We start from the raw sequence: 20,841 nt of genomic DNA on the forward strand, positions 1-20,841 counted from the left end.
GTGTGAATTATGAGGTGAGAGTATTCAGTGTAAAAAGCAACAATAGATGATATTGTTTTGTATCAATTGCTTTTTTGCTATACTGAATCAATACTGATATTTTGAGGAGAAGATTAAAATGACCCGTAAATCAATCGCGATTGATATGGATGAAGTATTGGCAGATACATTAGGAGAAATCATTGATGCTGTCAATTTTAGAGCGGATTTAGGTATTAAAATGGAAGCTTTGAATGGTCAAAAACTTAAACATGTTATTCCTGAACATGATGGATTAATTACAGAAGTATTGAGAGAACCAGGCTTCTTCAGACATCTTAAAGTGATGCCGCATGCACAAGAAGTTGTGAAAAAATTAACTGAACATTATGATGTATATATTGCTACAGCAGCAATGGATGTACCAACATCATTTAGTGATAAATATGAATGGTTACTAGAGTTCTTTCCATTTTTAGATCCTCAGCATTTTGTTTTTTGTGGTAGAAAAAACATCGTTAAAGCTGATTATTTAATAGATGACAATCCTAGACAGCTTGAAATTTTTACTGGTACACCGATTATGTTTACAGCAGTGCATAATATTAATGATGATCGATTTGAACGCGTAAATAGCTGGAAAGATGTAGAACAGTATTTTTTAGATAATATTGAGAAATAAAAATAAATCACTTGAAGCATTTCATGTAGCAAATAAAATGCATATACTGGGGCCCCAACAAAGAGAATTTCGAAAAGAAATTCTACAAACAATGCAAGTTGGCGGGGCCCCAACAAAGAAGCTGACGAAAAGAAATTCTACAAACAATGCGAGTTGGGGCGGGCCCCAACATAAAGAAATACTTTTTCTTTAGAAATTAGTATTTCTTATGCATGAGTGTAACTCATGCAATCCTATTTTTAAGTACACATTAGCTGTGACTAATGATAAAGAATCGCTACATAATCAACCATTAGTCGTTCTTTATCATTTCTGTCCCACTCTCAGTAAATGTTAGTCTATCTCATTATTATAAATCGGATGAATGTGTTAATCTATGGCAGATTACACGTCATCCGATTTTTTATAGAATTTGAAAAAGGCACATAAACCACTATGATTAAAAGTATAATATCAATCATTTTAGTGGCATGCGCCAAAATTATATGTCTGTTTTTGAAACAGAGTAATAGCTTAAAGCTAATAACAACGAATATAATGTACGTTGAATCTTATGATTACACTTTAAACCTAATATAATATCCCGTTAAGATCATTCCGGATGCTTACAGATCATTGACAGTAAGTAACTGAATGGCATTTGGTATAACCTCAATATCAATAGGTGTTTCTAATGAAATTTCGCCATCAATATCAACTTTCATTGCTGGATCTGTTGTAAGTGAAATCTTTTTACCAGGTATATGCTCAATACCTTGAGTAATTTCATTCCAATTCATGCTATCACGCTTTTTAAAAATATCATTTAAAATACTGAAACTTTGTTCATTAAAAATGAAAGTGTTCAGTTCACCATCTTGAGGAGACAAATCAGTCAATGGTATACGACTACCACCAATGAATGGACCATTTGCTGATAGTATCATGGTCGTTTCGCCAGAATATGTCTTATCATCAATTGTTAATTGATAATTAAATTGTGTTGGATTTAGCAGTGTTTTGACAGTTGATCCAATATAACTCAATTTACCAAATATATCTTTTGAACCATCTTGTACGTTTTCAGCGTTTTGAACAATTAGACCTAAGCCAACAAAGTTGAGTGCATATTGATTATTTATTTTAATTACATCGTATGTACCAACTTGTGCAGAAATCATTTGTTCACTAGCTTGTTTATGATTAGGTGCTATATTTAGCGTCTTTGTAAAATCATTAAAAGTACCGCCTGGTAAAATTCCAATAGGGAGTTGAAGGTCATGTGTCATAACACCATTTATAAGTTCGTTAACCGTGCCATCACCGCCAAGAATAAATAATATATCTACATCTTTTGCATAGTTTTTAGTTTTGATTTCTTGGCAATATTTAATAATGTCACCTTCGTTTTCACTCAATTGAATAGAAAGATGTTTACAGATTGAACTTAATGCTGTTGTAACTTCCCCAATACCTTGATTAATATTTTTTAATCCACTGTGTTCATGGTAAAAGAGGACACCATGTGTATATTTATTTTCCATAGTTTAGCCTACTTTCTAAAAATTGGTTCATTAAATATATATACCCACTTTTAATTGTTAATACCAAAAATATGTTTTTAAATAGAGAAAATGGTAATAACTGACATTAATGTCTATAGTGAAATGTGAAAATATAATTACTAATTATATTGTTTAGTTGTCTATAACGAGCATATTAAGTTTTCATTTATACTGATATTTTGAATTTAATTAATAGAAACCTATAAAAAAACAGTAAGCCATTTAAATGACTTACTGTTTTTTGAATTAGGCCAACAATATTAACGTATACCTTTCATCGCTTTGATGATTAAAGGTGAGAATGCTAATACAATTGTTGTAACAATAATTGCAACAACACCTAGGAAAATAAAGTAATTTGTTTGACCTAGTGGTTCTATTAACTTAACTAAAGTACCATTGATTGCTTGTGCAGAAGCGTTAGTTAAGTACCAAATACTCATCATTTGGGCATTAAATGCTTTAGGTGCTAACTTAACAGCAGCACTATTACCCGTTGGTGATAAGCAAAGCTCACCGATAACACAAATAATGTACGATAAAATAACCCAGTTAACTGAGAAGTTTGATGAACCTGATGCATAACCTACAATACCAATTAGTATGTATGACGCACCTGCTAAGAACGTACCAATTGCAAATTTTACTGGCAGGCTAGGTTGTTTAGTTCCAAGCTTTTGCCATAAAAGTGAAATAATTGGAGCTAATAATAAAATAAATAATGGGTTAATTGATTGGAAGATCGCTTCACCAAAGTTTGTTTTCCAACCAAATAAGTTTAATTTCATATCTGAATGTTCAATACCATAAATATTTAATACATTAGACCCTTGTTCTTGAATAGCCCAGAACACCATTCCAAGAATAAATAATGGAATAAATGCTTTAACACGAGAACGTTCAGTATCAGTGACATCTTTACTTCTAATAATTAAAGTGAAGTAAATGATTGGTAATGCAATACCTAATACTAAAACAGTATTACTAACTAAGTTAAATGATAATGAGTTAGTTAATGCACCAATAACGATAATTAATACAATTGCTAAAACAACACTTCCGATAATAAGACCATACTTTTTCTTTTCAGCTGGTGTCAATGGGTTAGTAGGTTTCATACCAACGCTACCTAAGTTTTTGCGGTTGAAAAGTACATACCATACTAAACCTAATGCCATACCAACTGCTGCAATCAAGAATCCACCGTGGAAGTTTTTAACATTAACAAAGTGTTGCAAAATAATAGGTGATAATAATGCACCCATATTAACTGACATATAGAAAATAACAAAACCTGCATCCATACGTCTATCATTTTCAGGATATAAACGGCCAACGATATTTGAAATGTTTGGCTTCATTAAACCTGAACCAATAATGATGAAGAACATTGATGTGAATAAGCCGATTAATGCAAATGGTAAGCTTAAACAAATATGTCCGATAATAATAAATACGGCACCTAATAAAGTAGCGCCTCTAGTGCCCGTAATTCTGTCAGCAATCCATCCGCCTGGTATTGATGTCATATAGATTAATGAACCATAAACTGACATAATTGACATAGCTGTTGTTTTATCAATTCCAAGGCCATTATCTGTTACGGCAAAGTACATGTAGAAAATGAGTAGGGCACGCATGCCATAATAACTAAACCTTTCCCAGAACTCTACAAAGAAGAGTACGCCTAGTCCTCGAGGATGCCCGAAAAATCCTGTTTGAGGTATGTCTTGAATTTGATTTCCATGGGAGTTTTGTTGTGTCATTTATACATCCCATCCTTTCTTCCCCTAATACAATAGTTTAAGTAAATTTGATTGTGCCTTATCAACTAAATATTCCACAAATCACAAAAAAATAAAAATATTGAGAATATTCTGTTATTAAGCGCGCACAATTAATTAGAGATAATATAAAAATATACTTATTGACGTTAAAGTGCAATAGGTTTCTATAAAAATGTTGTTTAATTCGTGTACTAATATTCTTTTGGTGTACTTTGGTATAAAATGTTATTTTAATGTAACCTATTATGTATGCTAAATGAAAAACACACCAATAAGTTAGGAAAATCAACTTATTGGTGTGTTTATTAAATGATACATTTAACGATTATCTATTTTTTCGGGATATAAATCATGATTCATTAAACGATGCTCAGCCATTTTTTCATATTTAGAATTTGGACGTCCATAGTTTGTATAAGGATCAATAGAAATTCCACCACGTGGTGTGAACTTGCCCCAGACTTCAATATAATGTGGGTCCATAAGCTCTATCAAATCATTCATAATAATATTCATACAATCTTCGTGGAAATCACCGTGATTTCTAAAACTAAATAAGTATAATTTCAAAGATTTTGATTCAACCATTTTAACATTTGGAATATATGAAATATAGATAGTTGCAAAATCTGGTTGCCCAGTAATCGGACATAATGATGTGAATTCTGGACAGTTGAATTTTACGAAATAGTCACGACCTTGATGCTTATTATCAAATGATTCTAATACATCAGGACGGTAGTCAAAATTGTAAGTATTGTTTTGATTTCCTAATAAAGTTATATCTTGTAATTCATCTTGTTGACGGCCATGTGCCATATAAAGCGCTCCTTTAAATTTATTTTTTTATTATTTTGGCGTCTCGGCGTGCTTTTTCAAACATGTAATAACTTGCACCGATAATAACGACGTAACCTAATGTTGCATAGAAATCTGGAGATTCTCCGAATAGAATAAATCCAAGTATTGCTGTGAAAATTATAGATGCATACGTGAAAATAGAAATATCTTTTGCTGCTGCAAAACTATATGCTAATGTAACACCAATTTGACCCACAGCGGCAGCTAAGCCAGCCCCTAATAGGTAAAGTATTTGCATTTGACTCATTGGTTCATAGGTATATGCAGTGAAAGGTATTAAAACGATGACAGAAAATAAGGAGAAGTAAAATACTATAGTATACGGTGCTTCTCTTGTACTAAGTGCTCGAACACATGTATATGCTGATGCTGCAAAAATACCTGAGAATAAGCCAGCTAATGATGGAATCATAGATGATGAAAATTCAGGTTTCACTATTAAAAGCATACCTAAAATAGCAATTATCATTGCTGTTATTTGATACTTCCTTACCTTTTCATGTAAGAAAACAATGCTTAATAAAATCGTCCAGAAAGGATTGAGTTTCATTAATGAATCGGCATCACTAAGTACCATATGATCAATGGCATAAATATTTAACAATACACCAATAAGTCCAAGTGTTGATCGTGTTATTAATAAGGGTTGACTTGAAAGTCTGCCAAACATTGGCTGATGGTATTTATATATAAAAAATAATGGAATAAACATTGCTACTAAGTTTCGTGCTAATGATTTTTGAAAAACAGGAAGGTCACCTGCAAGTCTGAAAAACACTGACATAAAACTGAAACCAATAGCCGAAATTAAAATGGCAATGATACCTTTTACTTTAGGATTCAATTTTATCGCCTCTTTTATATAAAATTAACGTATTTATATTAGCATAAAACAACATGTTGTGCATAAATAGTTGAAATTTACTATAAAAAGACTATAATAGACTGTACCGAACAAGCGTTCTGTGTTTATTTGTCGGAATAATAGGGCATTACACTTTTATGAATGTTTGTGTTATTACATAAAACAAATATCAATTCAGTATCAAGCTAATAAGCTTTTTCTTGATTTCTGTTGATACAATTGAGATTGACACAGATTTAAAAAAATCAAGTGATATCTACTAAAAAAATTTTTTAAATTTGTTCAAGTTTTTCTAATTTAGTATTGGTGCCTAGTTGGAACGTTTTACGAACATTCGATTAGAAAATGGCACTTTAAATCATAGTGTGTCTTATGTATAATGAAACACATAATATAGTGTTGGTGAAACGAAAAAGACACAATATCTTGTGTTTTGTATGCAAATGCTTTATTTATGAAGAAATTACATTTAAAAGTAATTTAACACAGAAATTTAATAGTTATTATCAATTAATAGTCATATTTTTAGAAAATGTACTGAGCAAATGGAAGATATCCAATGATGTAAACACTACATATAGTGATTTTTATACATTCAACCCATATAAGCTACTATTTTCTCAAATATAAATCTATGCAATTGGTTTACATTTGAGAAAATAAGTAGCTTCATTATAGTTAATACAATGCTGAGATAACCATAGTAACCATGTTGTTAAAGCATTTTTTAATTGTAATGACTACTTTATTTAAAAGGGTTGAAGAAAGAAGGTGATCCAATGAAAATAATATATTTTTCATTTACTGGAAATGTCCGTCGTTTTATTAAGAGAACAGAACTTGAAAATACACTTGAGATTACAGCAGAAAATTGTATGGAACCAGTTAATGAACCGTTTATTATCGTTACTGGCACTATTGGATTTGGAGAAGTACCAGAACCCGTTCAATCTTTTTTAGAAGTTAATCATCAATACATCAGAGGTGTGGCAGCTAGCGGTAATCGAAATTGGGGACTAAATTTCGCAAAAGCGGGTCGCACGATATCAGAAGAGTATAATGTCCCTTTATTAATGAAGTTTGAGTTACATGGAAAAAACAAAGACGTTATTGAATTTAAGAACAAGGTGGGTAATTTTAATGAAAACCATGGAAGAGAAAAAGTACAATCATATTGAATTAAATAATGAGGTCACTAAACGAAGAGAAGATGGATTCTTTAGTTTAGAAAAAGACCAAGAAGCTTTAGTAGCTTATTTAGAAGAAGTAAAAGACAAAACAATCTTCTTCGATACTGAAATCGAACGTTTACGTTATTTAGTAGACAACGATTTTTATTTCAATGTGTTTGATATTTATAGTGAAGCGGATCTAATTGAAATCACTGATTATGCAAAATCAATCCCGTTTAATTTTGCAAGTTATATGTCAGCTAGTAAATTTTTCAAAGATTACGCTTTGAAAACAAATGATAAAAGTCAATACTTAGAAGACTATAATCAACACGTTGCCATTGTTGCTTTATACCTAGCAAATGGTAATAAAGCACAAGCTAAACAATTTATTTCTGCTATGGTTGAACAAAGATATCAACCAGCGACACCAACATTTTTAAACGCAGGCCGTGCGCGTCGTGGTGAGCTAGTGTCATGTTTCTTATTAGAAGTGGATGACAGCTTAAATTCAATTAACTTTATTGATTCAACTGCAAAACAATTAAGTAAAATTGGGGGCGGCGTTGCAATTAACTTATCTAAATTGCGTGCACGTGGTGAAGCAATTAAAGGAATTAAAGGCGTAGCGAAAGGCGTTTTACCTATTGCTAAGTCACTTGAAGGTGGCTTTAGCTATGCAGATCAACTTGGTCAACGCCCTGGTGCTGGTGCAGTGTACTTAAATATCTTCCATTATGATGTAGAAGAATTTTTAGATACTAAAAAAGTAAATGCGGATGAAGATTTACGTTTATCTACAATATCAACTGGTTTAATTGTTCCATCTAAATTCTTCGATTTAGCTAAAGAAGGTAAGGACTTTTATATGTTTGCACCTCATACAGTTAAAGAAGAATATGGTGTGACATTAGACGATATCGATTTAGAAAAATATTATGATGACATGGTTGCAAACCCAAATGTTGAGAAAAAGAAAAAGAATGCTCGTGAAATGTTGAATTTAATTGCGCAAACACAATTACAATCAGGTTATCCATATTTAATGTTTAAAGATAATGCTAACAGAGTGCATCCGAATTCAAACATTGGACAAATTAAAATGAGTAACTTATGTACGGAAATTTTCCAACTACAAGAAACTTCAATTATTAATGACTATGGTATTGAAGACGAAATTAAACGTGATATTTCTTGTAACTTGGGCTCATTAAATATTGTTAATGTGATGGAAAGCGGAAAATTCAGAGATTCAGTTCACTCTGGTATGGACGCATTAACTGTTGTGAGTGATGTAGCGAATATTCAAAATGCACCAGGAGTTAGAAAAGCTAACAGTGAATTACATTCAGTTGGTCTTGGTGTCATGAATTTACACGGTTACCTAGCAAAAAATAAAATTGGTTATGAGTCAGAAGAAGCAAAAGATTTTGCAAATATCTTCTTTATGATGATGAATTTCTACTCAATCGAACGTTCAATGGAAATCGCTAAAGAGCGTGGTATCAAATATCAAGACTTTGAAAAGTCTGATTATGCTAATGGTAAATATTTCGAGTTCTATACAACTCAAGAATTTGAACCTCAATTCGAAAAAGTACGTGAATTATTCGACGGTATGGCTATTCCTACTTCTGAGGATTGGAAGAAACTACAACAAGATGTTGAACAATATGGTTTATATCATGCATATAGATTAGCAATTGCTCCAACACAAAGTATTTCTTATGTTCAAAATGCTACAAGTTCTGTAATGCCAATCGTTGACCAAATTGAACGTCGTACTTATGGTAATGCGGAAACATTTTACCCTATGCCATTCTTATCACCACAAACAATGTGGTACTACAAATCAGCATTCAATACTGATCAGATGAAATTAATCGATTTAATAGCGACAATTCAAACGCATATTGACCAAGGTATCTCAACGATACTTTATGTTAATTCTGAAATTTCTACACGTGAGTTAGCAAGATTATATGTATATGCGCACTATAAAGGATTAAAATCACTTTACTATACTAGAAATAAATTATTAAGTGTAGAAGAATGTACAAGTTGTTCTATCTAACAATTAAATGTTGAAAATGACAAACAGCTAATCATCTGGTCTGAATTAGCAGATGATTAGACTGCTATGTCTGTATTTGTCAATTATTGAGTAACATTACAGGAGGAAATTATATTCATGATAGCTGTTAATTGGAACACACAAGAAGATATGACGAATATGTTTTGGAGACAAAATATATCTCAAATGTGGGTTGAAACAGAATTTAAAGTATCAAAAGACATTGCAAGTTGGAAGACTTTATCTGAAGCTGAACAAGACACATTTAAAAAAGCATTAGCTGGTTTAACAGGCTTAGATACACATCAAGCAGATGATGGCATGCCTTTAGTTATGCTACATACGACTGACTTAAGGAAAAAAGCCGTTTATTCATTTATGGCGATGATGGAGCAAATACACGCGAAAAGCTATTCACATATTTTCACAACACTATTACCATCTAGTGAAACAAACTACTTATTAGATGAATGGGTTTTAGAGGAACCTCATTTAAAATATAAATCTGATAAAATTGTTGCTAATTATCACAAACTTTGGGGTAAAGAAGCTTCGATATACGACCAATATATGGCCAGAGTTACGAGTGTATTTTTAGAAACATTCTTATTCTTCTCAGGTTTCTATTATCCACTATATCTAGCTGGTCAAGGAAAAATGACGACATCAGGTGAAATCATTCGTAAAATTCTTTTAGATGAATCTATTCATGGTGTATTTACCGGTTTAGATGCACAGCATTTACGAAATGAACTATCTGAAAGTGAGAAACAAAAAGCAGACCAAGAAATGTATAAATTGCTAAATGACTTGTATTTAAATGAAGAGTCATACACAAAAATGTTATACGATGATCTTGGAATCACTGAAGATGTGCTAAACTATGTTAAATATAATGGAAACAAAGCACTTTCAAACTTAGGCTTTGAACCTTATTTTGAGGAACGTGAATTTAACCCAATCATTGAGAATGCCTTAGATACAACAACTAAAAACCATGACTTCTTCTCAGTAAAAGGTGATGGTTATGTATTAGCATTAAACGTAGAAGCATTACAAGATGATGACTTTGTATTTGACAACAAATAATAATAAAAATTAAAAAGACCTTCACATGAAAGGGCAAAGCGATGACATTCGCTTCCGACATGTTGAAGGTCTTTTCTCTATGCTTAAAAACGTATGCACATTTTGAAAAAGTAAAAATGGCATTTAATGATGTCAATGAGGCTAGAAAGTATACAAGATATTGCATTACAAAAGGGTGTTCTATTTTACTTTAAGTAAACAAAATACACATTCTGAAAAATTAAATTTCAGTTTAATTGCAAATATCAATAAAATTGACACTAAATTATTTGAAAGGCTATTGAAATTAGGGTCAAAAAACGATACTATTAATGAGAAATATTATCAATGATAATGATTATCATTAATTTAAAGGGAGAAAAATTTGTAATGAAGTATTTATTAAAGGGAAATATTTTGCTTCTATTACTAATATTGTTGACAATTATTTCGTTGTTCATAGGTGTGAGTGAACTATCAATTAAAGATTTACTACATTTAACTGAGTCACAGCGGAATATTTTATTCTCAAGCCGAATACCAAGGACGATGAGTATTTTAATTGCTGGAAGTTCGTTGGCTTTAGCAGGCTTGATAATGCAACAAATGATGCAAAATAAGTTTGTTAGTCCGACTACAGCTGGAACGATGGAATGGGCTAAACTAGGTATTTTAATTGCTTTATTGTTCTTTCCAACCGGTCATATTTTATTAAAACTAGTATTTGCTGTTATTTGCAGTATTTGCGGTACGTTTTTATTTGTTAAAATCATTGATTTTATAAAAGTGAAAGATGTCATTTTTGTACCGCTTCTAGGAATTATGATGGGTGGGATTGTTGCAAGTTTCACGACCTTCATCTCATTGCGCACGAATGCTGTTCAAAGCATTGGTAACTGGCTTAACGGGAACTTTGCCATTATCACAAGTGGACGCTATGAAATTTTATATTTAAGTATTCCTCTTTTAGCATTGACATATCTTTTTGCTAATCATTTCACGATTGTAGGAATGGGTAAAGACTTTACTAATAATTTAGGTTTGAGTTACGAAAAATTAATTAACATCGCATTGTTTATTACTGCAACTATTACAGCATTGGTAGTGGTGACTGTTGGAACATTACCGTTCTTAGGACTAGTAATACCAAATATTATTTCGATTTATAGAGGTGATCATTTGAAAAATGCTATCCCTCATACGATGATGTTAGGTGCCATCTTTGTATTATTTTCTGATATAGTTGGCAGAATTGTTGTTTATCCATATGAAATAAATATTGGTTTAACAATAGGTGTATTTGGAACAATCATTTTCCTTATCTTGCTTATGAAAGGTAGGAAAAATTATGCGCAATAATAATAAAAAAATAATGCTTTTAATTGCAGTAACGTTATTAATTAGTATGCTGTACTTATTTGTAGGTATTGATTTTGAAATATTTGAATATCAATTTTCAAGTCGTTTAAGAAAGTTCATATTAATTATTTTAGTAGGTGCTGCCATTGCAACTTCAGTGGTGATTTTCCAAGCGATTACAAATAACCGTCTATTGACACCATCAATAATGGGCTTAGATGCAGTTTATTTATTTATCAAAGTATTGCCAGTCTTTTTATTTGGAATTCAATCGGTATGGGTTACTAATGTATATTTGAACTTTATATTAACACTTATAACGATGGTGTTATTCGCACTAATCCTATTCCAAGGTATCTTTAAAATTGGACATTTTTCAATTTATTTCATCTTACTTATTGGTGTCCTTTTAGGAACATTTTTTAGAAGTATTACAGGTTTTATTCAATTGATTATGGATCCTGAGTCATTTTTAGCAATACAAAGTAGTATGTTTGCTAATTTTAATGCTTCTAATTCGAATTTAGTTACTTTCTCAGCAGTGCTATTAGTAATATTATTAGTCATTACAATTTTACTATTGCCTTATTTAGATGTATTGCTTTTAGGTCGTGCTGAAGCAATTAATCTGGGGATATCGTATGAAAAATTAACGCGAATTCTACTTGTAATAGTCTCAGTTTTAGTTTCTGTGTCAACTGCATTAGTAGGACCAATTACATTTTTAGGTTTATTAACTGTAAATCTAGCGCATGAACTAATGAAGACGTATGAACATAAGTATATTTTAATTGCGACAATTTGTTTGAGTTGGATTAGTTTATTTAGTGCGCAATGGGTAGTTGAAAATGTGTTTGAAGCTACGACAGAAATGAGTATACTTATTGATTTGATTGGTGGAAGTTATTTCATTTATCTATTAGTTAGAAGGAGAAATGCGCAATGATTCAAGTTGGAAATTTAACTAAAACTATAAATAATCAAATGATATTGGAAGATATTAGCATAGATATCGAAAAAGGTAAATTGACTTCTTTAATTGGACCTAATGGTGCGGGTAAGAGTACTTTACTTTCAGCGATATGTAGGTTAATTCGTTTTGATAACGGTGAAGTGAAAATAGATGGACAGCTCATGTCTGATTATAAAAATAATGACTTATCGAAAAAAATATCTATATTAAAACAAACAAACCATACTGAAATGAATATTACGGTAGAGCAGTTGGTAAACTTTGGACGATTCCCTTATTCTAAAGGTCGTTTAACGAAAGAGGATCATGATATTGTCAATGATGCGCTAGATTTGTTGCAACTACAAGATATCAGAAATCGTAATATTAAGTCATTATCTGGTGGACAACGTCAGCGTGCATATATTGCAATGACAATAGCACAAGATACTGAATATATTTTGCTAGATGAACCATTAAATAATTTAGATATGAAGCATGCTGTTCAAATTATGCAAACGTTAAAAATGTTAGCGCATAAAATGAATAAAGCGATTGTCATTGTATTACATGATATTAACTTTGCGTCCTGTTATTCAGATCAGATTGTAGCATTGAAAAACGGACAACTAGTTAAATCAGATTTGAAAGATAATGTCATTCAAAGTAGTGTTTTAAGTGATTTATATGACATGGATATTCAAATTGAACATATAAGAAATCAAAGGATTTGTTTATATTTTAAGGATTGATAATTTGGAGACACTTTAAAGGGGTGATGCGCCAATTAAAGAAGGGTTAAACGTAAAACATTTATTTATATTTCACATCAAGCACATAGATTAAGCCAAAAGAGGAGAATAATATATTATGAAGAAAACAGTCTTATATTTAGTATTAGCAGTAATGTTTTTATTAGCGGCATGCGGTAACAATTCTGATAAAGAACAATCAAAATCAGAAACTAAAGGTTCTAAAGATACAGTGAAAATTGAAAATAACTATAAAATGCGTGGCGAGAAAAAAGATGGTAGTGACGCTAAAAAAGTTAAAGAAACTGTTGAAGTACCAAAGAATCCTAAAAATGCAGTTGTGTTAGACTATGGCGCACTAGATGTAATGAAAGAAATGGGCTTATCAGACAAAGTAAAAGCATTACCTAAAGGGGAAGGCGGTAAGTCATTACCGAATTTCTTAGAATCATTTAAAGATGATAAATATACAAACGTTGGTAATTTAAAAGAAGTGAATTTTGATAAAATTGCTGCGACGAAACCCGAAGTAATCTTTATCTCTGGACGTACAGCTAATCAAAAGAATTTAGATGAATTCAAAAAAGCTGCACCTAAAGCGAAAATTGTTTATGTTGGTGCAGATGAAAAGAACTTAATTGGTTCAATGAAACAAAACACTGAAAATATCGGTAAAATCTACGACAAAGAAGTCAAAGCTAAAGAGTTAAATAAAGATTTAGATAATAAAATTGCTTCAATGAAAGATAAAACGAAAAACTTTAATAAAACTGTTATGTATTTACTAGTTAACGAAGGTGAATTATCAACATTTGGACCTAAAGGTCGTTTTGGTGGATTAGTTTACGATACATTAGGATTCAATGCAGTTGATAAAAAAGTAAGTAATAGCAATCATGGACAAAATGTTTCTAACGAATATGTAAATAAAGAAAATCCAGATGTTATTTTAGCGATGGATAGAGGTCAAGCGGTAAGTGGTAAATCAACTGCGAAACAAGCATTAAATAATCCTGTATTAAAAAATGTTAAAGCAATTAAAGAAGACAAAGTATATAATTTAGATCCTAAATTATGGTACTTTGCAGCTGGATCAACTACAACTACAATTAAACAAATTGAGGAACTTGATAAAGTTGTAAAATAATTTTAAAAGAGGGGAACAATGGTTAAAGGTCTTAATCATTGTTTCCCTCTTTTCTTTAAAAAAGGAAATCTGGGACGTTAATCAATGTCCTAGACTCTAAAATGTTCTGTTGTCAGTCGTTGGTTGAATGAACATGTACTTGTAACAAGTTCATTTCAATACCGGTGGGCTTCAAACATAGAGAATTTCAAAAAGGAATTATACAGAAGTGGTGCTTTATCGTGTCTGTCCCACTTCCTATAATGTTTTGACTATGTTGTTTATATTTCAAAATAAATATGATAGTGATATTTGCAGCGATTGTTAAACCGAGATTGGCAATTTGGACAACGCTCTACCATCATATATTCATTGATTGTTAATTCGTGTTTGCATACACCGCATAAGATTGCTTTTTCGTTAAATGAAGGCTCAGACCAACGCTTAATGGCGTGCTTTTCAAACTCATTATGGCACTTATAGCATGGATAGTATTTATTACAACATTTAAATTTAATAGCAATAATATCTTCTTCGGTAAAATAATGGCGACAGCGTGTTTCAGTATCGATTAATGAACCATAAACTTTAGGCATAGACAAAGCTCCTTAACTTATGATTCCTTTGGATGTTCACCAATAATGCGAACTTCACGATTTAATTCAATGCCAAATTTTTCTTTGACGGTCTTTTGTACATAATGAATAAGGTTTTCATAATCTGTAGCAGTTCCATTGTCTACATTTACCATAAAACCAGCGTGTTTAGTTGAAACTTCAACGCCTCCAATACGGTGACCTTGCATATTAGAATCTTGTATCAATTTACCTGCAAAATGACCAGGCGGTCTTTGGAATACACTACCACATGAAGGATACTCTAAAGGTTGTTTAGATTCTCTACGTTCTGTTAAATCATCCATTTTAGCTTGTATTTCAGTCATTTTACCAGGAGCTAAAGTAAATGCAGCTTCTAATACAACTAAGTGTTCTTTTTGAATAATGCTATTACGATAATCTAATTCTAATTCTTTTGTTGTAAGTTTAATTAACGAGCCTTGTTCGTTTACGCAAAGCGCATAGTCTATACAATCTTTAACTTCGCCACCATAAGCGCCAGCATTCATATACACAGCACCACCAATTGAACCTGGAATACCACATGCAAATTCAAGGCCAGTAAGTGCGTAATCACGAGCAACACGTGAGACATCAATAATTGCAGCACCGCTACCGGCTATTATCGCATCATCAGATACTTCGATATGATCTAGTGATAATAAACTAATTACAATGCCACGAATACCACCTTCACGGATAATAATATTTGAGCCATTTCCTAAATATGTAACAGGAATCTCATTTTGATAGGCATATTTAACAACTGCTTGTACTTCTTCATTTTTAGTAGGGGTAATATAAAAGTCGGCATTACCACCTGTTTTAGTATAAGTGTATCGTTTTAAAGGTTCATCAACTTTAATTTTTTCATTTGGGATAAGTTGTTGTAAAGCTTGATAGATGTCTTTATTTATCACTTCTCAGTACATCCTTTCTCATGTCTTTAATATCATATAGTATTATACCAATTTTAAAATTCATTTGCGAAAATTGAAAAGAAAGTATTAGAATTAGTATAATTATAAAATACGGCATTATTGTTGTTATAAGTATTTTTTACATAGTTTTTCAAAGTATTGTTGCTTTTGCATCTCATATTGTCTAATTGTTAAGCTATGTTGAAATATTTGGTGCTTTTTTGTATTGAATTGCAAAGCAATATCATCATTAGTTGATAAGAGATAATCAAGTGCAAGATAAGATTCAAATGTTTGGGTATTCATTTGAATGATATGTAGACGCACCTGTTGTTTTAGTTCATGAAAATTGTTAAACTTCGCCATCATAACCTTTTTATTATATTTATGATGTAAACGATAAAACCCTACATAATTTAAGCGTTTTTCATCTAAGGATGTAATATCATGCAAATTTTCTACACCTACTAAAATATCTAAAATTGGCTCTGTTGAATATTTAAAATGATGCGTACCGCCAATATGTTTTGTATATTTTACTGGGCTGTCTAAGAGGTTGAATAATAATGATTCAATTTCAGTGTATTGTGATTGAAAACAATTAGTTAAATCACTATTAATGAATGGTTGAACATTTGAATACATGATAAACTCCTTTGATATTGAAAATTAATTTAATCACGATAAAGTCTGGAATACTATAACATAATTCATTTTCATAATAAACATGTTTTTGTATAATGAATCTGTTAAGGAGTGCAATCATGAAAAAAATTGTTATTATCGCTGTTTTAGCGATTTTATTTGTAGTAATAAGTGCTTGTGGAAATAAAGAAAAAGAGGCACAACATCAATTTACTAAGCAATTTAAAGATGTTGAGCAAAAACAAAAAGAATTACAGCATGTCATGGATAATATACATTTGAAAGAAATTGATCATCTAAGTAAAACTGATACAACTGATAAAAATAGTAAAGAATTTAAGGCACTACAAGAAGATGTTAAAAACCATCTCATACCTAAATTTGAAGCATATTATAAGTCAGCAAAAAATTTGCCTGATGATACAATGAAAGTTAAGCAATTAAAAAAAGAATATATGGCGCTTGCAAATGAGAAGAAGGATGCGATATATCAATTAAAAAAATTCATAGGTTTATGTAATCAATCTATCAAGTATAACGAAGACATTTTAGATTATACGAAACAATTTGAAAAAAATAGATACAAAGTTGAATCAGAAATTAAATTAGCTGATAATAAAAGTGAAGCAGCTAATCTTACGACAAAATTAGAACATAATAATAAAGCTTTAAGAGATACTGCGAAAAAGAACCTAGATGATAGTAAAGAAAATGAAGTAAAAGGCGCGATTAAAAATCACATTATGCCAATGATTGAAAAACAAATTACCGATATTAACCAAACTAATATTAGTGATAAGCATGTTAATAATGCAAGGAAAAACGCAATAGAAATGTATTACAGTCTGCAGAACTATTATAATACACGTATTGAAACAATAAAGGTTAGTGAGAAGTTATCAAAAGTCGATGTAGATAAGTTGCCGAAAAAGGGTATAGATATAACTCACGGCGATAAAGCCTTTGAAAAAAAGCTTGAAAAATTAGAAGAAAAATAACTATAATCATTTTTCAAAGTTAAAAATTTTGAATTTATGGTTAACATGTCAACTTACTATGTGTATAATGGTAAACATTGATATTAACTATATGTATAAAAATGTCACGCAGATGCTATTTAAATGTGATAAATATTTTTAGAGGTGAATAGAGTGGCTATAAAGCTAAGTTCAATTGACCAATTTGAACAGGTTATTGAGGAAAATAAATATGTTTTTGTATTAAAACATAGTGAAACTTGTCCAATATCGGCAAATGCGTACGATCAATTTAATAAATTTTTATATGAACGCGATATGGACGGTTATTATTTGATTGTCCAACAAGAACGCGATTTGTCAGATTATATTGCTAAAAAAACGAACGTTAAACATGAATCACCTCAAGCATTTTATTTTGTAAATGGTGAAATGGTTTGGAATCGAGACCACGGTGATATTAATGTGTCGTCATTAGCACAAGCAGAAGAATAATGAAACTATAGGGTTGGAACATTTTGCCTTACACTACTAGACGTGAATAGCACAACTTAAATTCGTGTGAATCAGAGTAGTTTGGCTATAATGATGTTCTGACCTTTTATTTTATGTAACCTTTAGAAGCAGTTAAGTTAGTACTTTTTTACAAACATATGTATAATGTATTCGAGTATTTTTATTGAAAATATTTTGGAAAACGACGAATCCGATAAAAAAATTTAAACATGATTTGTAAGTTAGTTTAATAGGAAATATATGCTAAACCAGAAGAAGCATATTGTTATTTACTGGGATAATTAATAATCATGTCATGTTAAATGTTCGCATATAATCACGAGATAAAATCTGAAATTTAAGATTAATCTTTTATGAATAAAAAACGTATCACAACAAATAATAAAGTAAGGTGGTCAAGGTTATGAAAGTATTAGTAGCCATGGATGAGTTTCATGGAATTATTTCGAGTTATCAAGCTAATAGATATGTTGAAGAGGCAGTTGCAAGCCAAATTGAAACTGCAGATGTAGTTCAAGTACCATTGTTTAATGGAAGACATGAATTATTAGATTCTGTATTTTTATGGCAATCTGGACAAAAGTATCGTATACCAGTACATGACGCAGATATGAATGAAGTTGAAGGTGTTTACGGACAAACTGATACAGGGATGACCGTTATCGAGGGGAATTTATTTTTAAAAGGTAAAAAACCAATTGTTGAACGAACAAGTTATGGTTTAGGAGAAATGATTAACCATGCATTAGATAACGACGCAAAACATGTTGTAATTTCATTAGGTGGGATTGATAGTTTTGATGCTGGTGCAGGTATGTTACAAGCATTAGGTGCTCAATTCTATGATGACGAAGGACGTGTCGTAGATATGAGACAAGGTGCTGGTGTAATTAAATATATTCGTCGTATGGATATGTCGAACTTACACCCTAAAATGGAAACAGCAAGAATTCAAGTAATGTCGGATTTTTCAAGTCGATTATATGGTAAGCAAAGTGAAATCATGCAAACTTATGATGCGCATCAGTTGAATCATAATCAAGCAGCAGAAATCGATAATTTAATTTGGTATTTTAGTGAGTTATTTAAAAGTGAATTGAAAATTGCAATTGGTCCAGTTGAACGTGGTGGTGCTGGTGGTGGAATTGCAGCAGTCTTGAATGGACTGTATCAAGCTGAAATATTAACCAGTCATGCATTAGTAGACCAACTAACACATTTAGAAAATTTAGTTGAACAAGCGGATTTAATTATTTTTGGAGAAGGATTAAATGAAAATGATCAGTTGCTAGAAACGACAACATTGCGTATTGCAGAACTTTGTCATAAACATCAAAAGGTTGCCATTGCAATTTGTGCAACTGCTGAAAAGTTTGATTTATTTGAATCACAAGGGGTTACAGCAATGTTTAATGCATTTATCGATATGCCGGAAACTTATACTGACTTTAAAATGGGATTACAAATTAGGCATTATACTGTTCAGTCTTTAAAACTGTTGAAAACACATTTTAATGTTGAGGTTTAGTAAAGAAGGACTAAATTGGTGATGCTGTCATGATGGTTAATAACATTTATGATGGTTAGCAAAACAAATTAGAAGATCGAAAGTATACGTAAAAAATATGAAAAATCACGCTATCATTGCACTGAATGTTAGCGTGATTTTTTTATATTAATTAAGCCTGAGTTGAACTAGTATATAATCGTTTGTTTTTAATTATTTTCAGCGATATCTTCTACAATTCCAATGATTACTTGTACTGCCTTTTCCATGACATCAATGGATGCATATTCATATGGGCCGTGGAAGTTACCGCAACCTGTAAAGATGTTTGGAGTTGGTAACCCCATAAATGACAATTGTGAACCATCTGTACCACCACGAATAGGTTCAGTGTTTGCTGGAATATCTAATTTAGCAAAGACACGTTTAGGTATATCAATAATATGAGGCAATGGTAATATTTTTTCTGCCATATTGAAATATTGATCCGATATATCAACTTTAACTGGATAATTTTCAAAATGGGCATTGATATCGTCACGTATTTCTAAAATACGTTTCTTACGCAATTCGAATTGTTTTTTATCATGATCACGAATAATGTATTGCAAAGTTGCTTTTTCAACAGTTCCTTCAAAGTTCATTAAGTGATAAAAGCCTTCGTATCCTTCTGTTCGCTCCGGAACTTCACTATCAGGTAGCAAACTATCGAATTGTTCACCTAAACGTATTGCGTTTACCATTGCATTTTTAGCTGAACCAGGATGAACATTCACACCGTGGCATGTAATAACCGCTTCAGCAGCGTTAAAGCTTTCATATTGTAATTCTCCATATTGACTACCATCCATAGTATAAGCAAAATCAGCATTGAAGCGGTCAACATCAAATTTATGTGGACCACGACCGATTTCTTCGTCTGGTGTAAATCCAATGCGAATGGTACCATGTTTAATTTCTGGATGTTCTTTTAAATAACAAATAGCTTCCATAATTTCCACAATACCCGCTTTATCGTCTGCACCTAGTAACGATGTACCATCAGTTACCATTAATGTATGACCAACTAAACTGTTAAGTTCTGGAAATACTTTAGGATCTAAGACACGTTTAGTATTGCCTAGTTTGTATGGCTTACCATCATAGTTTTCAATAATTTGCGGTTTAACATTTGAAGCATTGAAATCAGGTGTTGTATCAACATGCGCCAAAAATCCAACTGTTGGGACGTCTGCATCGATGTTACTTTCTAATGTAGCAAATAAGTAGCCATTTTCATCTAAATCAGTTGGCAATCCTAATTGTTGTAATTCTTTTTCTAATAAATGTAACAAATCCCATTGCTTTTCAGTTGAAGGTGTTGTTGTAGATTTTGGATCAGATTGCGTATCAATTGTCGTATATCTTGTTAATCTATCTATCAATTGGTTCTTCATTA

Annotated in this window: 21 protein-coding genes; 12 read left to right on the forward strand and 9 right to left on the reverse strand. The window is 31.4% G+C overall.

Annotation, left to right across the window (positions count from 1 at the left end):
* The first annotated feature begins 118 nt into the window (after nucleotides 1-118).
* Nucleotides 119-661 carry a 5' nucleotidase, NT5C type gene (locus tag IDG45_RS05930; protein WP_000197262.1) on the forward strand — a complete coding sequence of 181 codons (543 nt, stop codon included), beginning with the start codon at nucleotides 119-121 and terminating at the stop codon, nucleotides 659-661.
* A gap of 605 nt (nucleotides 662-1,266) precedes the next feature.
* Here IDG45_RS05930 and IDG45_RS05935 read toward each other — a convergent pair.
* The 5 genes from IDG45_RS05935 to IDG45_RS05950 all read right to left on the reverse strand — a co-directional run bounded on the left by IDG45_RS05935 (nucleotide 1,267) and on the right by IDG45_RS05950 (nucleotide 5,697).
* On the reverse strand, nucleotides 1,267-2,184 hold the full coding sequence (locus IDG45_RS05935; RefSeq protein ID WP_000429016.1) for a diacylglycerol/lipid kinase family protein: 918 nt from the start codon (nucleotides 2,182-2,184) through the stop codon (nucleotides 1,267-1,269).
* A gap of 281 nt (nucleotides 2,185-2,465) precedes the next feature.
* On the reverse strand, nucleotides 2,466-3,971 hold the full coding sequence (locus tag IDG45_RS05940; protein WP_000193751.1) for a peptide MFS transporter: 1,506 nt from the start codon (nucleotides 3,969-3,971) through the stop codon (nucleotides 2,466-2,468).
* Between the two features lie 61 nt (nucleotides 3,972-4,032).
* A complete protein-coding gene (locus IDG45_RS14070) occupies nucleotides 4,033-4,281 on the reverse strand; it encodes a hypothetical protein (RefSeq protein WP_072358030.1) in 249 nt (82 codons plus the stop codon).
* A gap of 29 nt (nucleotides 4,282-4,310) precedes the next feature.
* On the reverse strand, nucleotides 4,311-4,811 hold the full coding sequence (queF, locus tag IDG45_RS05945) for a preQ(1) synthase (protein WP_000930020.1): 501 nt from the start codon (nucleotides 4,809-4,811) through the stop codon (nucleotides 4,311-4,313).
* Nucleotides 4,812-4,830: 19 nt separating this feature from the next.
* Nucleotides 4,831-5,697, reverse strand: a complete 867-nt coding sequence (locus IDG45_RS05950) for a DMT family transporter (protein ID WP_001068497.1) — start codon at nucleotides 5,695-5,697, stop codon at nucleotides 4,831-4,833.
* An 800-nt stretch (nucleotides 5,698-6,497) separates the two neighbouring features.
* Between IDG45_RS05950 and nrdI the strand changes: the two genes are divergently transcribed.
* The 8 genes from nrdI to IDG45_RS05990 all read left to right on the forward strand — a co-directional run bounded on the left by nrdI (nucleotide 6,498) and on the right by IDG45_RS05990 (nucleotide 14,242).
* Nucleotides 6,498-6,896 (forward strand): class Ib ribonucleoside-diphosphate reductase assembly flavoprotein NrdI, encoded by a 399-nt coding sequence (gene nrdI, locus IDG45_RS05955; RefSeq protein ID WP_000692523.1) that lies wholly within the window; start codon nucleotides 6,498-6,500, stop codon nucleotides 6,894-6,896.
* Complete coding sequence (gene nrdE / locus IDG45_RS05960; RefSeq protein WP_000855505.1) at nucleotides 6,859-8,964, forward strand: class 1b ribonucleoside-diphosphate reductase subunit alpha; 2,106 nt, start codon at nucleotides 6,859-6,861, stop codon at nucleotides 8,962-8,964. The genes nrdI and nrdE overlap by 38 nt, the downstream gene beginning before the upstream one ends.
* A 117-nt stretch (nucleotides 8,965-9,081) precedes the next feature.
* The gene (nrdF, locus tag IDG45_RS05965; RefSeq protein ID WP_000562498.1) at nucleotides 9,082-10,053 is read left to right on the forward strand and encodes a class 1b ribonucleoside-diphosphate reductase subunit beta; all 972 of its coding nucleotides are present in this window, start codon (nucleotides 9,082-9,084) and stop codon (nucleotides 10,051-10,053) included.
* A 175-nt stretch (nucleotides 10,054-10,228) separates the two neighbouring features.
* On the forward strand, nucleotides 10,229-10,384 hold the full coding sequence (locus IDG45_RS05970) for a hypothetical protein (protein ID WP_000499194.1): 156 nt from the start codon (nucleotides 10,229-10,231) through the stop codon (nucleotides 10,382-10,384).
* Between the two features lie 38 nt (nucleotides 10,385-10,422).
* Complete coding sequence (locus IDG45_RS05975; protein ID WP_001807234.1) at nucleotides 10,423-11,391, forward strand: ABC transporter permease; 969 nt, start codon at nucleotides 10,423-10,425, stop codon at nucleotides 11,389-11,391.
* The gene (locus IDG45_RS05980) at nucleotides 11,381-12,337 is read left to right on the forward strand and encodes an iron chelate uptake ABC transporter family permease subunit (protein ID WP_001245577.1); all 957 of its coding nucleotides are present in this window, start codon (nucleotides 11,381-11,383) and stop codon (nucleotides 12,335-12,337) included. The genes IDG45_RS05975 and IDG45_RS05980 overlap by 11 nt, the downstream gene beginning before the upstream one ends.
* Nucleotides 12,334-13,095, forward strand: coding sequence for an iron ABC transporter ATP-binding protein (locus IDG45_RS05985; RefSeq protein ID WP_000616870.1), 762 nt, complete (start codon nucleotides 12,334-12,336; stop codon nucleotides 13,093-13,095). The genes IDG45_RS05980 and IDG45_RS05985 overlap by 4 nt, the downstream gene beginning before the upstream one ends.
* 118 nt (nucleotides 13,096-13,213) lie before the next feature.
* On the forward strand, nucleotides 13,214-14,242 hold the full coding sequence (locus IDG45_RS05990; RefSeq protein ID WP_000754446.1) for a ferrated catecholamine ABC transporter substrate-binding lipoprotein SstD: 1,029 nt from the start codon (nucleotides 13,214-13,216) through the stop codon (nucleotides 14,240-14,242).
* A gap of 260 nt (nucleotides 14,243-14,502) precedes the next feature.
* Here the strand turns inward: IDG45_RS05990 and IDG45_RS05995 are convergent, their stop codons facing one another.
* The 3 genes from IDG45_RS05995 to IDG45_RS06005 form a co-directional block, all read right to left on the reverse strand.
* The gene (locus IDG45_RS05995; RefSeq protein WP_001127269.1) at nucleotides 14,503-14,817 is read right to left on the reverse strand and encodes a CHY zinc finger protein; all 315 of its coding nucleotides are present in this window, start codon (nucleotides 14,815-14,817) and stop codon (nucleotides 14,503-14,505) included.
* A gap of 17 nt (nucleotides 14,818-14,834) precedes the next feature.
* On the reverse strand, nucleotides 14,835-15,758 hold the full coding sequence (gene murB, locus IDG45_RS06000; protein ID WP_000608442.1) for a UDP-N-acetylmuramate dehydrogenase: 924 nt from the start codon (nucleotides 15,756-15,758) through the stop codon (nucleotides 14,835-14,837).
* A 126-nt stretch (nucleotides 15,759-15,884) separates the two neighbouring features.
* Nucleotides 15,885-16,403, reverse strand: coding sequence for a GrpB family protein (locus IDG45_RS06005; protein WP_000287201.1), 519 nt, complete (start codon nucleotides 16,401-16,403; stop codon nucleotides 15,885-15,887).
* Between the two features lie 119 nt (nucleotides 16,404-16,522).
* Here IDG45_RS06005 and IDG45_RS06010 point away from each other — a divergent pair, with 119 nt between their 5' ends.
* From IDG45_RS06010 to IDG45_RS06020, 3 genes are all read left to right on the forward strand, one after another.
* Nucleotides 16,523-17,401, forward strand: coding sequence for an EMYY motif lipoprotein (locus tag IDG45_RS06010; protein WP_000724895.1), 879 nt, complete (start codon nucleotides 16,523-16,525; stop codon nucleotides 17,399-17,401).
* A gap of 153 nt (nucleotides 17,402-17,554) precedes the next feature.
* A complete protein-coding gene (ytxJ, locus tag IDG45_RS06015) occupies nucleotides 17,555-17,875 on the forward strand; it encodes a bacillithiol system redox-active protein YtxJ (RefSeq protein WP_000985617.1) in 321 nt (106 codons plus the stop codon).
* Nucleotides 17,876-18,299: 424 nt separating this feature from the next.
* Nucleotides 18,300-19,424 (forward strand): glycerate kinase, encoded by a 1,125-nt coding sequence (locus IDG45_RS06020; protein ID WP_031927546.1) that lies wholly within the window; start codon nucleotides 18,300-18,302, stop codon nucleotides 19,422-19,424.
* A 188-nt stretch (nucleotides 19,425-19,612) separates the two neighbouring features.
* Here IDG45_RS06020 and pepT read toward each other — a convergent pair whose 3' ends face one another.
* Entirely contained in the window at nucleotides 19,613-20,839 is a 1,227-nt protein-coding gene (gene pepT, locus IDG45_RS06025; RefSeq protein ID WP_031927545.1) for a peptidase T, read from the reverse strand.
* Between the last annotated feature and the right edge of the window lie 2 nt (nucleotides 20,840-20,841).

Source organism: Staphylococcus sp. EG-SA-10 (assembly GCF_017151945.1).
GTDB lineage: Bacteria > Bacillota > Bacilli > Staphylococcales > Staphylococcaceae > Staphylococcus > Staphylococcus aureus.

Coding starts and splice junctions, on each gene's coding strand:
- IDG45_RS05980 (WP_001245577.1), top strand. CDS start 11,381: ATGCGCAATAATAATAAAAAAATAATGCTTTTAATTGCAGTAACGTTA.
- nrdI (WP_000692523.1), top strand. CDS start 6,498: ATGAAAATAATATATTTTTCATTTACTGGAAATGTCCGTCGTTTTATT.
- IDG45_RS05975 (WP_001807234.1), top strand. CDS start 10,423: ATGAAGTATTTATTAAAGGGAAATATTTTGCTTCTATTACTAATATTG.
- IDG45_RS05940 (WP_000193751.1), bottom strand. CDS start 3,971: ATGACACAACAAAACTCCCATGGAAATCAAATTCAAGACATACCTCAA.
- pepT (WP_031927545.1), bottom strand. CDS start 20,839: ATGAAGAACCAATTGATAGATAGATTAACAAGATATACGACAATTGAT.
- IDG45_RS05995 (WP_001127269.1), bottom strand. CDS start 14,817: ATGCCTAAAGTTTATGGTTCATTAATCGATACTGAAACACGCTGTCGC.
- nrdE (WP_000855505.1), top strand. CDS start 6,859: ATGAAAACCATGGAAGAGAAAAAGTACAATCATATTGAATTAAATAAT.
- IDG45_RS06020 (WP_031927546.1), top strand. CDS start 18,300: ATGAAAGTATTAGTAGCCATGGATGAGTTTCATGGAATTATTTCGAGT.
- IDG45_RS06005 (WP_000287201.1), bottom strand. CDS start 16,403: ATGTATTCAAATGTTCAACCATTCATTAATAGTGATTTAACTAATTGT.
- IDG45_RS05990 (WP_000754446.1), top strand. CDS start 13,214: ATGAAGAAAACAGTCTTATATTTAGTATTAGCAGTAATGTTTTTATTA.
- queF (WP_000930020.1), bottom strand. CDS start 4,811: ATGGCACATGGCCGTCAACAAGATGAATTACAAGATATAACTTTATTA.
- IDG45_RS06010 (WP_000724895.1), top strand. CDS start 16,523: ATGAAAAAAATTGTTATTATCGCTGTTTTAGCGATTTTATTTGTAGTA.
- IDG45_RS05930 (WP_000197262.1), top strand. CDS start 119: ATGACCCGTAAATCAATCGCGATTGATATGGATGAAGTATTGGCAGAT.
- IDG45_RS05935 (WP_000429016.1), bottom strand. CDS start 2,184: ATGGAAAATAAATATACACATGGTGTCCTCTTTTACCATGAACACAGT.
- IDG45_RS05985 (WP_000616870.1), top strand. CDS start 12,334: ATGATTCAAGTTGGAAATTTAACTAAAACTATAAATAATCAAATGATA.
- nrdF (WP_000562498.1), top strand. CDS start 9,082: ATGATAGCTGTTAATTGGAACACACAAGAAGATATGACGAATATGTTT.